Source organism: Bradyrhizobium sp. 613_E4_N2_2, assembly GCF_052075995.1.
In the GTDB taxonomy this organism is placed as follows: domain Bacteria; phylum Pseudomonadota; class Alphaproteobacteria; order Rhizobiales; family Xanthobacteraceae; genus Bradyrhizobium; species Bradyrhizobium barranii.
The window spans coordinates 6,571,101-6,584,771 of record NZ_CP197234.1 but is presented as its reverse complement, the minus strand read 5'-3'; the positions used below and the strand labels follow the sequence as shown (position 1 = coordinate 6,584,771).

The following is a 13,671-nucleotide window of genomic DNA, read 5'->3' as shown; positions in this document are numbered from 1 at the left end:
CCACTTTCCCGCCTCAAGTCACCGGCTATACCGACCGCCCCGCATGATTTTGCCTAGGTCTGTCGCCGTTTACCTCGAACCTTCGTGCGGCGAGAACCACTCAAAACAGCAATAGGTTTCGCCGGGGAACTCCGATAAACAGCGGGCGTTTCCGGCAAGCTGTTAACCGCAGAAAGAAAAGATGCTGCAAAGCGTAGTCGTTGCCATCGTCAGGGCCTGCACCCGGTTTGCCTCCCTCGTCGTCGTTCTCGGGCTCCTGCTTTCGGTCGGGGCGGGCTATTACACGTCTAAGCATTTCGCCATCAACACCGACATCAATTCGCTGATTGCCCAGAATTTGGACTGGCGCCAGCGCGACCAGCAATTCGACCGTGCCTTCGACCGCGACGCGACGATTCTCGCGGTCGTCGAGGCCAGGACGCCGGAGATGGCGACCGCGGCGGCGGATGCGCTCTTCGCCAAGCTGAAGGACAACAAGACCGACTTCCAGTCGATGCAGCAGCTCGGCACCGGCGAGTTCTTTGAGAAGAACGGCTTGCTGTTCCTGCCGACCGAAGAGGTCGGCAAGATCACCAGCCAGTTCGAATCCGCAGCGCCCCTGGTCGAGATCATGGCCGGTGATCCCTCGATCCGCGGCCTGACCGGCGCGCTGGAGACGGGACTTGCCGGCGTCAAGCGCGGCCAGGTCAAGCTCGACAATACCGCGCGGCCCTTCAATCAGATCGCGCAGACCGTCGAGACCGTGCTCAACAAGGGCAAAGCGAGCTTCTCCTGGCGTGAGCTCGTCAGCGACGAGCCGCTGACGGATTCCGATAAGCGCGCCTTCATCGAGTTCAAGCCGATCCTGGACTACAACGCGCTGGAGCCCGGCAAGGGCGCCACCGACGCGATCCGCAAGGCGGCAGTTGATCTGGATTTTGCGAACAAGTACCAGGCACGAGTGCGACTGACCGGTCCCGTCCCGATCGCCAACGAGGAATACGCCACCGTCCAGGAGGGCGCCGTCGTCAACGGCGTCGGGACTGTGCTGGTCGTGCTGCTCATCCTGTGGATGGCGCTGCACTCGTCGAAGATCATTTTCGCGGTGTTCGTCAATCTCTTCGTCGGCCTTGCGCTGACGACCGCTGCCGGCCTGATGATGGTCGGCTCGTTCAATTTGCTGTCGATCGCGTTCGCCGTGCTGTTCGTGGGACTGGGCGTCGATTTTGGTATCCAGTACAGCGTCCGCTACCGCTCGGAGCGCTACAAGCACAACGATCTCTCCGGCGCGCTGGTGCTTGCCGCCAAGCGCTCCGCGGTGCCGCTGTCGCTGGCGGCAATGGCGACCGCCGCCGGCTTCCTCTGTTTCCTGCCCACCGATTACAAGGGCATCTCCGAGCTCGGCCAGATCGCCGGCGTCGGCATGCTGGTGGCGTTCCTCTCCAGCATCACCGTACTGCCCGCAATGCTAAAGCTGTTGAACCCGCCCGGTGAGCAGGAGCCCGTCGGTTATGCCTTCCTGGCGCCGCTCGATTACTTTCTGGAGAAGCACCGTGTGCTGGTCGTGGGCGGCACGTTGCTGCTGGCGCTCGCCGGCCTGCCGCTGCTCTACTTCCTGAAGTTCGACTTCAACCCGATGAACCTGCGCAACCCGAAGGCCGAGTCGATCGCGACCTTCCTCGATTTGCGCAAGGATCCGAACACCGGCGCCAATGCCATCAACGTGATGACCACGTCCGAGGAGCAGGCGAGGCAGGTCGAGGCGAAGCTGGAGAAGGTGCCGGAGGTGCTGCGCGTGATGTCGCTCGACAGCTTCGTGCCGACCGACCAGGCGCCAAAGCTGAAGCTGCTCGCGCAGGGCGCCAAGGTGCTCAACCCCGCGCTCAATCCTGACCAGGTCGACGCTGCGCCAACGGACAAGGAAAACGTCGAGGCGTTGAAATCCTCGGTCGACAATCTGCGCCGGACCGCCGGTGACACGAAGGGCCCGGGCGCCGTCGCCTCGCGCCGGCTGGCGGACGCGCTCGAAAAGCTCGCCAATGGCGACGAGGCCACGCGGAACACGGCGCAGGACGTGTTCGTCACGCCGCTGAAGATCGCGTTCGGCCAGCTCAGGAACGCGATGCAGGCCGGGCCGGTCACCCTGGCCTCACTGCCCCCCGAGCTCGTCAGCGCCTGGAAGAGCAAGGACGGGATCATCCGCGTCGAGGCGCAGCCGAAGGGCGATCCCAACGACAACGACACGCTGCGCAAATTTGCGGCGGCGGTGCTCGCGGCCGAGCCGACCGCGATCGGCGGGCCGGTCTCGATCCTGAAATCCGGTGACACCGTGGTGAAGGCGTTCATCCACGCCGGCATCTACGCGCTGCTGGTGATCGGCCTGTTGCTTTGGATCACGCTGCGGCGGTTCGTCGACGTGCTGATGACGCTGGTGCCGCTGCTGGTCGCCGGCGCGGTGACGCTCGAAATCTGCGTGTTGATCGGGCTGCCGCTCAACTTCGCCAACATCGTCGCGTTCCCGCTGCTGCTCGGCGTCGGCGTCGCCTTCAAGATCTATTATGTCGTGGCCTGGCGCTCGGGCAGGACAAACCTGCTCCAGACCAGCCTGACACGCGCGATCTTTTTCAGCGCGCTGACGACGGCGACCGCGTTCGGTAGCCTGTGGCTGTCGAGCCACCCCGGAACGTCCAGCATGGGCAAGCTACTCGCACTCTCGCTGGTGACGACGCTTGCCGCAGTGCTGCTGTTCCAGCCGGCCCTAATGGGCAAACCCCGCAATCTCAGGGAGTAGGCAGATGTCGCCGACCGGGTCGGCGGCGTTCTTCTGACCGGGCTTGGCGGTGGTAGCGGTCTTCTGGGCTGCGGGGGCAGGGGCCGGCGCTGTGGCGCTGGCGCCGGTCGTGCCGCCTGTTGTCGGGCCGCCTGTGGTGCCGCCGTTGTTGCCTTGGGCTTTCGGCGCCGCGCCGGTGGGCTTCGGTGCGCCCTTGGCCATGGCGTTGGCGGTGCTCAAAGGAATCGGCGGGGCGACGCGGGTCCAGGTCTCGCCGCCGCAGAGGAAGCCCATCACGCAGCCCTTGATTTCGAGCTGGTCGGTGCCGACGGTCGTGATGGTTGCGCTGTAGAGCTGGCCGTCCTTGGCGTTGTAGACCTGCCCTTCCCACTGATCGACGCCGGGCTTCTTCTTCATGTCGATCAGGGTCGCCATGCCCAGCGTCGGCCTGGTCTTTTTCGACGGATCCGGATTGTATTCATCGCGGCCGCCGGGCTGTTTTTCCCAGGAAACCGCGCCCCACATGCTGCCATTGCATTGGGCGACACGAATGTTGGCGACGGCGTCGGCGACCCGCCAGTCGCCGGTGGGATCGGCGGCGAGCGCGGGTGTCAGGCAGGTGTAACCACCAGCCAGTATTAGTCCGGTGTAAAGGGCTAAACGCATGATAGTTCCTTGGCAGTGCAACATGGTTTAAAGCTGTGCTTGCGAAGATGGTCCGAAAAAGGGCAAAAGGCCGCACAGACCGTTTTCGGTAACGGTCCCTTTTCAGTTGACGAGCCGGCCCTCAAGCGAAGTATGTAGCGGATGCACAGCCCAAATCCAGACATGTCTCAGCTATTCGCGGACCGTCAGGCCCAGCGCAGCACCCTGCATAATCGGTATCTGAACGAGCAGTTCGTTCGGGTTCTCAAGACCATCGGCTACGATGTCGGCTTCCAGAAGGGGCAGGGGCAGTACCTCTACGATCGCGAGGGGGCGCGCTATCTCGACCTGTTGTCCGGCTTTGGCGTGTTCGCGATCGGGCGCAATCACCCTGTCATGCGCGAGGCGCTCAAGAGCGTGCTCGATGCCGACCTGCCCAATCTGGTCCAGTTCGACGTCTCGGTGCTTGCCGGCGTGCTCGCCGAGCGGCTGCTGAAATACGTCCCCTATCTCGACAAGGCGTTCTTCGCCAATTCCGGCGCCGAATGCGTCGAAGCCGCGATCAAATTCGCCCGCGGCGCCACCGGCCGTCCCGGCATCGTCTATTGCGCCCACGGCTATCATGGCCTGACCTACGGCGCGCTGTCGCTAACGGGTGATTCGAACTTCCGTACCGGCTTCGAGCCGCTGCTGCCCGGCTGCACCTCGATTCCGTTCAACGACCTCGCCGCGCTCGAAAAGGCGCTGGCCTCGCGCGAGGTTGCGGCCTTCGTCGTCGAGCCGATCCAGGGCAAGGGCGTCAACATGCCCACCGACGAGTTCCTGCCGGGCGCTGCCGCGCTCTGCAAGAAATACGGCACGCTGTTCGTCGCCGACGAGATCCAGACCGGCATGGGCCGCACCGGCCGCTTCCTGGCGGTCGAGCACTGGAACGTCGAGCCCGACATGGTGCTGCTGTCGAAGTCGCTGTCCGGCGGCCACGTGCCGGTCGGCGCCGTGCTGACGCGCAAGAGCATCTTCGACAAGATCTTCAACCAGATGGACCGCGCCGTGGTGCACGGCTCCACCTTCTCCAAGAACGATCTGGCGATGGCCGCGGGCATCGCGACGCTCGACGTCATGGAGTCCGAGAAGCTGATCGAGTCCGCCGCCAAGCGCGGCGCCGAGCTGCGCCTCGCGCTGACGCGCATGGTGCCAGGCTACGAGCTGATGAAGGAAGTGCGCGGCAAGGGCCTGATGATCGGCGTCGAGTTCGGCCCGCCGAAGTCGCTGCGGCTGCGGGCGTCCTGGAACGTGCTGGAAGCTGCCAACAAGGGCCTGTTCTGCCAGCTCATCACCGTGCCGCTGTTCAAGGACCACAAGATCCTCACGCAAGTCGCCGGTCACGGCAGCCACACCATCAAGCTGCTGCCGCCGCTCACCATCACCGAGGAAGATTGCGGCTGGATCGAGCGCGCCTTCGACGACGTCATCGCCGGCAGCCACAAGGTCCCCGGCGCGATCTGGTCGCTCGGCAAGACGCTGGTGGACAACGCGGTGCGGCGGTCGGCGTAAATTCGCCGATCTATCTCAGCGGTCGTCATTGCGAGCGAAGCGAAGCAATCCAGTATCCCTCTGCGGATGCGGGCTGGATTGCTTCGCTCCGCCAGCTACCCCTCCACATTCGCCTTCATCGCCGCCTCGAACTTGTCGACGAATTCGGCGAGCTCGTCGGCGCCGATATCGCTGACGGCCCAGAAGTTCAGGCCGCGATTGCCCCAGCGGCGGCAGTTGAAGCCCTGCATGGTCTCGGTCTTCGGCGCGCGATATTCCGCGTTCGATGTCTGCGATACGAACAAATTGATCACGTGCTGCCGGCGCTTGTAAACGACGGCGCCGATGGCGCGGGCGTCGATATAGTCGAGCCGGCCGCCGACCAGCGTGAAGCCTTGCGCGGTGAGATCGATCACGGGCGGGGCGACGTCGAGCTTGCCGTTGAACCACGGCTTCACGGTGTGCTGGTCGGTGGAGACCACGTCGATGAGATGGCCGGCCTGAAGCGAGCGCAGATGCGCGGAGACGACCTCCGACAGGATGCGCTGCTGGTCGTCCTGGCGCAGCACCACGGCGACGACGCCGGAGGCGGCGAGCGCGGAGACGGCCGAGCCCATCGCAAAGCCGCGCAGCACGGAGCGGCGGGTCGGTTGCCGGCGCTGCGGCTGCGGCAGCGCGGCTTCGATCCGGGCGCGCAGGCTAGCCGGCGCGGCATAGCGCAAATCGGTGTCGGCGAGCACGCGCTGCATCTCGCGTTGTGCGGCAAACTCCGCGGCGCAGTCCGGGCAACTGGCAATGTGGGCTTCGACCTCGCGCGCGTGGCCGGCATCGAGCTCGTTGTCGAGCAGCGCGTGAAGCAGGATTTTTGCTTCGTCGCAGGTCATCTCGAGTGCTCCTCTTCCGCCGTCCAGGCCGCGCGCAGCATGGCGCGGGCGCGGGCGAGGCGGGACATCACGGTGCCGACGGGGGCGCCGACGGCCTCGGCGATTTCACGATAGGACAGGTTGTTGATCTCCCGCAGCACGAATGTTTCCTTGAACGGTTCGGCGAGCGCGTCGATCAACTTGCGGATGGCGCCGGCATCGCGGCTGCGCAGCACCTCGGTCTCGGGGCTCGCCTCGCTCTCCTGCCAGATCGGCGTCTGCTCGGCGGCGCCGGGCGTATCCTCGATCGCGCTGGGCCTGTGCGCGCGCCGCGCGTATTCTGCGTTGCAGACGTTGCGCAGGATCGCGAACAGCCAGGGCTTCATCGCCGGCCCGCGATAGCTGTCAAAATGCTTCAGCGCGCGCAAATAGCACTCCTGCACCGCATCCTCGGCGTCGGAGGCATCGCGCAGCAGATAGCGCGCGAGCGTGTAGACGTCGTCGAGATAGGGCAGCGCGGCTTCACGGAAGCGCTGCGCCTTCTGCAAATCGTCGTTGGCGGGCATCGCTCCTCGCTTTGCCTCTTGTTCTGCGCGTCGCGTTGTTTCGTCCCTGTTTGTTTCGTCTCCGTGTGTGACGGAAGGCACACGAGCCCGGCCGGCGTGGGACCACCGGCCGGGCAAGACGTTGATGCCTTGGTTTGAGACGTTACTCAACCTTGATCATCCCCGTCATGTGCGGGTGCAACGAACAAAAATATTTGTAGTCGCCCGCATTGGTGAAGGTGAACGAGAACTTGTCGTCGGTGTCCAGGGCCTTGGACCTGAACTTGCCGGCCGACACCACGGTGTGCGGGATGTCGTCCCGGTTGGTCCAGGTCACGGTGGTGCCGAGCTTGATCTTCAACTCGGCCGGCTGGAAAACGAAATTGTCGATATGCACTTCCATGTCGTCGGCACGGGCCGTCGTTGCGGGCAACAGGATGGCCGCGACCACGGCGACACCGAAGTCGCGGCGATTGAGTGTTTTCATTGTCAGCTTCCGTTCAGCCTTTTTCCGTTCAATCTTGGATCAACCCTGCAGCGGCGTGTCGATGATCGCGAGCCGCTGCTCGTTCTGCTTGAAGTTGATGCTGGCGACGCCGAGCATGCCGCGCAGCTTTGCGTCCTCGACCTTCATCGGTCCGGGCGAGGGCGCGGTCCCCGGCGCGGGCTGCGGGAACGCAGTCGAGCGCGCGGTGTGGAAAGTGACGTTGCCCTCGACCTTCTGCATCACCTGATGGATATGTCCGTTCAGCACGGTGACGGAGCCGAAGCCCTTGACGTATTCGAGCGCGCGACCGCCGTCCTCGGTGCCCCAGCCCCATTCGGGATAGACCGTCCAGAGCGGGATATGCGCGAACAGCACGATCGGTGTCGATTTCGACTTGCCGCGCAGATCGTCCTCGAGCCAGGCGAGTTGCTCGGCGCCGAGATTGCCGAGACCGCCGCCCTTGAGGTCGACGACGTTGACGAGGCCGATGAAGTGTACGCCGCCGGCGTCGAACGAATACCAGCCTGCACCCTTGGTGCCGCGGCCGTAACGCTCGCGATAGAATTTCACCTCCTCGTCGAGAAAGTCATGCTCGCCAGGCACGTAGTGCACGTCGAGCTTGCTCTGCGAGATGATGCGGTCGGCATTGTCGAACTCGGCGGCCTTCGACAGGTGCGTGATGTCGCCGGTGTGGATCATGAAGGAGGGTTTTGCCGGCATTGCGTTGATCTTGTTGATGGCCTCCTCCAGCGTGCCGAGCGCGTTGGGGTTTGCCGGCTTGTCGAAGCCGACATGGCTGTCGCTGATCTGGAGGAAGGTCATGCCGGGCGCGGCTGCCGTGGCGGCCTGCGCGGAATCGATGATGCCGAGCGAGCGCGGCACGCCGCCCGTGATGGTCCAGAGCACCCCGGTGCCGGCCCAGGTCATGCATTCCAGCACCTTGCGGCGGCTGACGCCGTCCCCGTGATCGTGTCCGCTCATCGCACGTCTCCACTTCGCCCGGAATTGGGCTTCGGGGAGGTGATTGGGGGCGGAGGAGACTTATTCCCGGATGCGATGACGTTTTCGTGAGGTGGTAGGGTCTCGTGTCCCGGACGCGGTGCAGCGCCCAAGAGCGGGTTCACGCGCGTCTTCGACGCGTTATGGCGGTGCGCCGCAGAGCCGGGACCCACGCGGCTCGGATTGTCTGGGCCGGGCTCTGCGGAGCAGCGTTGCACGCTGCAGCGCGTCCGGGGCGCGAGACTTATTTCGCGAATTCCCGCACGGCCTCCACCACGCGTTCCGGCACTTCCTGCGCCACGCAGTGCCCGGCGCCCTCGAAGACCAGTGTGCTGACGCGCGGAATCAGCGACACGGCGCGTCGCGCCATCTCCTTGTAGATCGGCCCCGACTTCGCGGCGGTGGTGACGCGCACCGGGCAGTCGATCTCGGTGAGCGAGACAAACGGATTGCCGCGGGCATCGCCGACATAGACCTGCTCCATCGCCTCGTAGATCGGACGCAGGATTGCGAATTCGATCTCGGGCGTGCAGCAAAGCCGAACCCGGCCATTCTCCAGCGGCACGAAGCCGTGGCGCACATAGGCCCGCAGCGATGGTTCGGTCCAATCGGCAAACGCCGGCGCTGTGCGGTAGCGCTCGAACACGGTGTCGGCACTGTCGAATTCGGCCCGCCGGCGCAGCGTGCCCTGGACGCGGGTGAGCGAGTCTTCGCTCAAGCCTCCGGGCCGCGCCGCGCGCGGGTCCATCACGGTCGGCTCCATCACGAACAGGCGCGTGAAGCGTCCTGGCCGAAGTTTCGTCGCGAGCAGGAGATCGGTCGCGCCGGCGCTGTGGCCGATGCCGTAGACGTCGCGCAGATCGAGCGCATCGATCACCCGGCGGACATCCTCGGCATAATCAAGGAAATGATAGGCATCGGGCTTGTGGCTCGCGCCGTGGCCGCGGCGGTCGAGCGCGTAAACGGTGCAGGTCGATGCAAGCTCGCGCGCGACCTCGTCCCAGACGTCGGCGACGAAACCGGTGCCGTGCACGAGCAGCGCGGGCGGCCTCCCGCTCTCGCCCCATTGCAGCATCGCGATCTGCGCGTCAGTGGGGCCAATGGAGAAGCGATGTGGATTGATCATGGGGACGGGACGCTACTTCGCGTCCTCCAAAATCATCGTCGCGCCCTTCTCGGCGATCATCGCTGTCGGCGTATTGGTATTGCCTGACGTTATCGTCGGCATGATCGACGCGTCGATAATGCGCAGGCCGCTCAGGCCGTAGAAACGCAGCCGCTCGTCCACCACCGCCATCGGATCATTCGCCGCGCCCATCTTTGCGGTGCCGACGGGATGGAAGATGGTGGTGCCGATGTCGCCGGCGGCCTTGGCGAGCGAGGCATCGTCGTCGCCGACGGTGGGACCGGGCAGATATTCGCTCGGGCGATATTTCGCGAGCGCCTTCTGCCGCATCAGTCGCCGCGTGGTCCGGATGGCGTCGGCGCCGACCTGGCGGTCGTCGTCGGTCGACAGATAGTTCGGCGCGATGATCGGCTTCTCGTCCAAGCTCGCCGAGCGCAGCCGCACCGTGCCGCGCGAGGTCGGCTGCAGATTGCAGGCGCTCACGGTGATCGCGGGGAAGCAGTGCAGGGGATCGCCGAACTTGTCGAGCGACAGCGGCTGCACGTGGAACTGGATGTTGGCGCGGGCGCGCGTCGCGTCGGAGCGGGTGAAGATGCCGAGCTGCGACGGCGCCATGGTCAGCGGTCCGCGGCGGCGGAAGGCGTAGTCGAGCCCCATCAGGCCACGGCGGAACAGATTGTAGTAGGTCTCGTTCAGCGTGCGCACACCCTCGACCTTGTAGATCGCGCGCTGCTGGAGATGGTCCTGAAGGTTGCGGCCGACGCCGGGCTTGTCCATCACGATGTCGATGCCGAGCGGCGACAGCCAGTCGGCGGGACCGATGCCGGAGCGATGCAGCACCTGCACTGAGCCGATGGAGCCTGCCGAGAGGATCACCTCGCGCTTCGCGCGCGCCTCGATGACCTCGCCATTCTGGATGAAGCGTACGCCGACGGCGCGGCCCTGCTCGATGATGAGACGATCGACCAGCACGTTCTTCTCGAGCCGCAGATTTTGGCGGTTCAGTGCGGGCTTGAGGAAGCCGCGCGCGGACGACCAGCGCCGACCGCGCTTCTGGTTGACGTGGAAATAGCTGGTGCCTTCGTTGTCGCCGGTGTTGAAATCCGGAATGCGCTTGATGCCCATCTCCTCGGCGGCGTCGCCCACGGCGTCGAGAACGGCCCATGACAGCCGCGGCGCCTCGATGCGCCAGCCGCCGCCGGCGCCGTGATGCTCGCTCGCGCCGAGGAAGTGATCTTCGAGTTTCTTGAACAGCGGCAGCACGTCGTCATAACCCCAGCCGGTCATGCCGAGCTGGCGCCAGTGGTCGTAATCAGCGGCCTGTCCGCGCATCGAGATCATGGCGTTGATCGCCGAAGAGCCGCCGATCACCTTGCCGCGGGGATAGGCCAGCGAGCGGCCATTGAGACCGGGCTCGGCCTCGGTCTTGAACATCCAGTCCGAACGCGGATTGCCGATCGCGAAGAGATAGCCGACCGGAATGTGGAACCAGATCCAGTTGTCGTCGCCGCCGGCTTCGAGAATGAGGACGCGATTCCCTGATACGGCCGAGAGGCGGTTGGCGATGATGCAGCCGGCCGTGCCGGCCCCGACGACAATGTAGTCAAACTCACCTTCGAGCCGCCTCGGCATTCTGCTTCCACCCAAACAGGCGTCATGCCCAGGCTCGTCCCGGGCATCCACGCGCTTTCCGTCCTAATAGTCAGACGTGGATGGCCAAGACAAGCTGGTGACAGGCCCGGCCATGACGAGAGCACAGGGGACCCTCGATCCACGGGAGTTAGGTGGACTGGTGCTTGCATGGTAGACAGTCCTGTATTCCCAACAAGGCTTGAGACCCTCCATGCCCATCGTGAACCGAGTCGCCGACCTCCAACCCGATATTCAGGCATGGCGCCGGGACATCCACCAGCATCCGGAGCTGCTGTACGACGTTCACCGCACCGCAGCATTCGTTGCGGACCGGCTGCGCGAGTTCGGCTGCGACGAGGTCGTGACCGGCCTCGGGCAGACCGGCGTGGTCGGCGTGATCAAGGGCAGCAAGCCGGCCGGCGATGGGCTCAAGGTGATCGGCATGCGTGCCGACATGGACGCGCTGCCCGTCGACGAGCAGACCAACCTGCCTTACGCCTCCAAGACTCCGGGCAAGATGCACGCCTGTGGCCATGACGGCCACACCGCGATGCTGCTCGGTGCGGCCCGCTACCTTGCCGAGACCCGCAACTTCGCCGGCGATGCTGTCGTAATCTTCCAGCCTGCCGAGGAAGGCGGCGCCGGCGGCGCGGCCATGGTCAAGGACGGCCTGATGGAGCGTTTCGGCATCGAGCAGGTCTACGGCATGCACAACGGCCCGGGCATTCCGATCGGCTCGTTCGCAATCCGGCCGGGCCCGATCATGGCGGCGACCGACGAGGTCGACATCATGATCGAGGGCCTCGGCGGCCACGCCGCGCGTCCGCACAAATGCGTCGATTCCGTGCTGGTCGGCGCGCAGGTGATCACCGCGCTGCAGTCAATCGTCGCCCGCAGCGTCGATCCCCTGGAATCGGCCGTGATCTCGATCTGCGAATTTCACGCCGGCAACGCCCGCAACGTCATTCCGCAGACCGCAACGCTGAGGGGCACCATCCGCACGTTGTCGCCGGAGGTGCGCAAGCTGGTCGAGAAGCGCGTGCACGAGGTGGTGGCGGGCGTGGCGCAGATCACCGGCGCCAAGATCGACCTGCACTACAAGCGCAACTACCCTGTCGTGAACAACCACGCTGCGGAGACCGAGGTGGCGCGGCGCATCGCCAGGAACGTTGCCGGCGAGGCCAATGTGCACGAGATGCCGCCGCTGATGGGCGGCGAGGATTTCGCCTACATGCTGGAAGCGCGGCCCGGCGCGTTCATCTTCTGCGGCAACGGCGACAGCGCCGGCCTGCATCACCCAGCCTACAATTTCAACGACGAGGCGATCGTGTTCGGCACGTCCTATTGGGTCAAGCTGGTCGAGGAATCGCTCGCGGCGTCTTAACGCCGCCCCCCGAACCACAAACGAAAAGGGCCCGTGCATCGCACGGGCCCTTTGTCTTTGAGGCGCGTGATCGGCTTCAGAAGATCCGCGAGAAGATCACATACAGCGTGGCCGACAGCGCGATCGCGCAGGGCAGCGTCAGCACCCAGGCCATCAGCAGGTTGCGGATGGTCGCCATCTGCAGGCCCGAGCCGTTCGCGGCCATGGTGCCGGCGACACCCGACGACAGCACGTGGGTGGTCGAGACCGGCAGGCCGAACACGTCGGCGGCGCCGATCGTGGCGGCGGCGACCAGCTCGGCGGAGGCGCCCTGTGCGTAGGTGAGATGGGTCTTGCCGATCTTCTCACCGACGGTGACGACGATGCGCTTCCAGCCGACCATGGTGCCGAGGCCGAGCGCGATGGCGACGGCGACCTTCACCCAGGTCGGGATGAACTTCGTGGCGCTATCGAGGCCGCCCTTGTAGGCGTTCAAGGTCGCGACCTCTTCCTTGTTGAGGTCGTTTTCCTTGTCCTTCATCAGGAAGCGGATCGCTTCCGAGGTCAGGTACATGTCGTTACGGGTGTTGCCGACCACTTCCGCCGGTACCTTGTTGAGCGAGCCGTACTTCGCGACCTGGTCGCCGACATCCTTCACCAGCACCGACAGCGAGGGGTAGGTGCCTTCGCTGATGTGGTGCGAGGTGATGTACTGCGTCACCGCAGGACGAGGATCGCCGATGATCGAGTGACCGGCGCCCTTGGCCGCGATCACCTTGGAGGCGGCCTCCGAGACCTTCTGGAACTGGGCGACCTGGCTCTCCGGCAGCGCGCGGTTGAGCGCGTAAGCGGTCGGCACGGTGCCGATCAGGATCAGCATGATCAGGCCCATGCCCTTCTGGCCGTCGTTCGAGCCGTGGGCGAAGCTGACGCCGGTGCAGGTTGCGATCAGCAGGCCGCGGATCCAGAGCGGCGGCGCCTTGTTGCCTTCGGGCGCGGCATAGAGCGCAGGGTTGCGCACGATGAACTTGAGCAGCAGCAGCAGCACGGCGGCGCAGATGAAACCGAACAGCGGCGACAGCAGCAGCGCGTAGCCGATCTCGGTGGCCTTGCTCCAGTCGACGCCCGAGGTGCCGTCGCGGCCGCGCATGACGGCATTGGCGATGCCGACGCCGATGATCGAGCCGATCAGCGTGTGCGAGGAGGAGGCGGGCAGGCCGAAATACCAGGTACCGAGGTTCCAGATGATCGCGGCGATCAAGAGTGCGAACACCATGGCGAAGCCGGCGCTGGAGCCGACCTGGAGGATCAGCTCGACCGGCAGCAGCGAGACGATGCCGAACGCGACCGCGCCGGAGGACAGCAGCACGCCGAGGAAGTTGAAGAAGCCCGACCACATCACCGCGAATTCAGCCGGCAGCGAATGGGTGTAGATCACGGTCGCCACCGCGTTGGCGGTGTCGTGGAAGCCGTTGACGAATTCGAAGCCGAGCGCGATCAGCAGCGCGACGAACAAGAGGATGTAGGGCAGGAAGGTCGTCACCTTCGTGCCGGTCGCGTTGACGTCGACATAGATGCTGTAGGCAACGAACAGCAGGCCTGCGGCAAGGATGCCGAAGAACAGGATCATCGTGAGCGGGTTAAAACCCTTGTCGAGATTTGGCCTGGAAGCCGGCTGGACGGGCGTCGGATCGCCTACCGCACGGTCGAATGCAACGTCTGTCATTTT

General features: G+C 65.0%; 11 protein-coding genes. 3 read left to right on the top strand and 8 right to left on the bottom strand.

Annotated elements, in window-relative coordinates:
* The first annotated feature begins 181 nt into the window (after positions 1–181).
* The gene (locus AB7290_RS31280; protein WP_085403885.1) at positions 182–2,770 is read left to right on the top strand and encodes an MMPL family transporter; all 2,589 of its coding nucleotides are present in this window, start codon (positions 182–184) and stop codon (positions 2,768–2,770) included.
* Here the strand turns inward: AB7290_RS31280 and AB7290_RS31275 are convergent.
* Complete coding sequence (locus tag AB7290_RS31275) at positions 2,738–3,415, bottom strand: DUF2147 domain-containing protein (RefSeq protein WP_085403884.1); 678 nt, start codon at positions 3,413–3,415, stop codon at positions 2,738–2,740. The two genes, AB7290_RS31280 and AB7290_RS31275, sit on opposite strands and share 33 nt — an antisense overlap.
* Before the next feature lie 141 nt (positions 3,416–3,556).
* On the opposite strand from AB7290_RS31275, the gene hpnO reads away from it, so the two are divergent.
* Positions 3,557–4,948 (top strand): aminobacteriohopanetriol synthase HpnO, encoded by a 1,392-nt coding sequence (hpnO, locus tag AB7290_RS31270; protein WP_028146959.1) that lies wholly within the window; start codon positions 3,557–3,559, stop codon positions 4,946–4,948.
* A gap of 95 nt (positions 4,949–5,043) precedes the next feature.
* On the opposite strand, the gene AB7290_RS31265 is transcribed toward hpnO, so the two are convergent.
* From AB7290_RS31265 to AB7290_RS31240, 6 genes are all read right to left on the bottom strand, one after another.
* Positions 5,044–5,811 (bottom strand): anti-sigma factor family protein, encoded by a 768-nt coding sequence (locus tag AB7290_RS31265; RefSeq protein WP_085403883.1) that lies wholly within the window; start codon positions 5,809–5,811, stop codon positions 5,044–5,046.
* Positions 5,808–6,356: a sigma-70 family RNA polymerase sigma factor gene (locus AB7290_RS31260; RefSeq protein WP_028146963.1), complete on the bottom strand. Its 549-nt coding sequence runs from the start codon at positions 6,354–6,356 to the stop codon at positions 5,808–5,810. The genes AB7290_RS31265 and AB7290_RS31260 overlap by 4 nt, the downstream gene beginning before the upstream one ends.
* Positions 6,357–6,498: 142 nt before the next feature.
* Complete coding sequence (locus AB7290_RS31255; RefSeq protein WP_028146964.1) at positions 6,499–6,822, bottom strand: cupredoxin domain-containing protein; 324 nt, start codon at positions 6,820–6,822, stop codon at positions 6,499–6,501.
* A 39-nt stretch (positions 6,823–6,861) separates the two neighbouring features.
* A complete protein-coding gene (locus AB7290_RS31250; RefSeq protein ID WP_085403881.1) occupies positions 6,862–7,803 on the bottom strand; it encodes a metallophosphoesterase family protein in 942 nt (313 codons plus the stop codon).
* A gap of 262 nt (positions 7,804–8,065) precedes the next feature.
* The gene (locus AB7290_RS31245) at positions 8,066–8,947 is read right to left on the bottom strand and encodes an alpha/beta fold hydrolase (protein WP_441254229.1); all 882 of its coding nucleotides are present in this window, start codon (positions 8,945–8,947) and stop codon (positions 8,066–8,068) included.
* A gap of 12 nt (positions 8,948–8,959) precedes the next feature.
* Positions 8,960–10,579 carry a GMC family oxidoreductase gene (locus tag AB7290_RS31240; RefSeq protein WP_085403879.1) on the bottom strand — a complete coding sequence of 540 codons (1,620 nt, stop codon included), beginning with the start codon at positions 10,577–10,579 and terminating at the stop codon, positions 8,960–8,962.
* Positions 10,580–10,790: 211 nt separating this feature from the next.
* Here AB7290_RS31240 and AB7290_RS31235 point away from each other — a divergent pair, with 211 nt between their 5' ends.
* Positions 10,791–11,963, top strand: a complete 1,173-nt coding sequence (locus AB7290_RS31235; protein WP_085403878.1) for a M20 aminoacylase family protein — start codon at positions 10,791–10,793, stop codon at positions 11,961–11,963.
* Between the two features lie 76 nt (positions 11,964–12,039).
* Here AB7290_RS31235 and AB7290_RS31230 read toward each other — a convergent pair whose 3' ends face one another.
* Positions 12,040–13,668 carry an inorganic phosphate transporter gene (locus AB7290_RS31230; protein WP_028146969.1) on the bottom strand — a complete coding sequence of 543 codons (1,629 nt, stop codon included), beginning with the start codon at positions 13,666–13,668 and terminating at the stop codon, positions 12,040–12,042.
* Positions 13,669–13,671 lie beyond the last annotated feature (3 nt).

Excerpts from the sequence above, each read along its gene's own strand:
- AB7290_RS31280 (WP_085403885.1), top strand. The coding sequence starts at position 182 with ATGCTGCAAAGCGTAGTCGTTGCCATCGTCAGGGCCTGCACCCGGTTT.
- AB7290_RS31275 (WP_085403884.1), bottom strand. The coding sequence starts at position 3,415 with ATGCGTTTAGCCCTTTACACCGGACTAATACTGGCTGGTGGTTACACC.
- hpnO (WP_028146959.1), top strand. The coding sequence starts at position 3,557 with ATGCACAGCCCAAATCCAGACATGTCTCAGCTATTCGCGGACCGTCAG.
- AB7290_RS31265 (WP_085403883.1), bottom strand. The coding sequence starts at position 5,811 with ATGACCTGCGACGAAGCAAAAATCCTGCTTCACGCGCTGCTCGACAAC.
- AB7290_RS31260 (WP_028146963.1), bottom strand. The coding sequence starts at position 6,356 with ATGCCCGCCAACGACGATTTGCAGAAGGCGCAGCGCTTCCGTGAAGCC.
- AB7290_RS31255 (WP_028146964.1), bottom strand. The coding sequence starts at position 6,822 with ATGAAAACACTCAATCGCCGCGACTTCGGTGTCGCCGTGGTCGCGGCC.
- AB7290_RS31250 (WP_085403881.1), bottom strand. The coding sequence starts at position 7,803 with ATGAGCGGACACGATCACGGGGACGGCGTCAGCCGCCGCAAGGTGCTG.
- AB7290_RS31245 (WP_441254229.1), bottom strand. The coding sequence starts at position 8,947 with ATGATCAATCCACATCGCTTCTCCATTGGCCCCACTGACGCGCAGATC.
- AB7290_RS31240 (WP_085403879.1), bottom strand. The coding sequence starts at position 10,579 with ATGCCGAGGCGGCTCGAAGGTGAGTTTGACTACATTGTCGTCGGGGCC.
- AB7290_RS31235 (WP_085403878.1), top strand. The coding sequence starts at position 10,791 with ATGCCCATCGTGAACCGAGTCGCCGACCTCCAACCCGATATTCAGGCA.
- AB7290_RS31230 (WP_028146969.1), bottom strand. The coding sequence starts at position 13,668 with ATGACAGACGTTGCATTCGACCGTGCGGTAGGCGATCCGACGCCCGTC.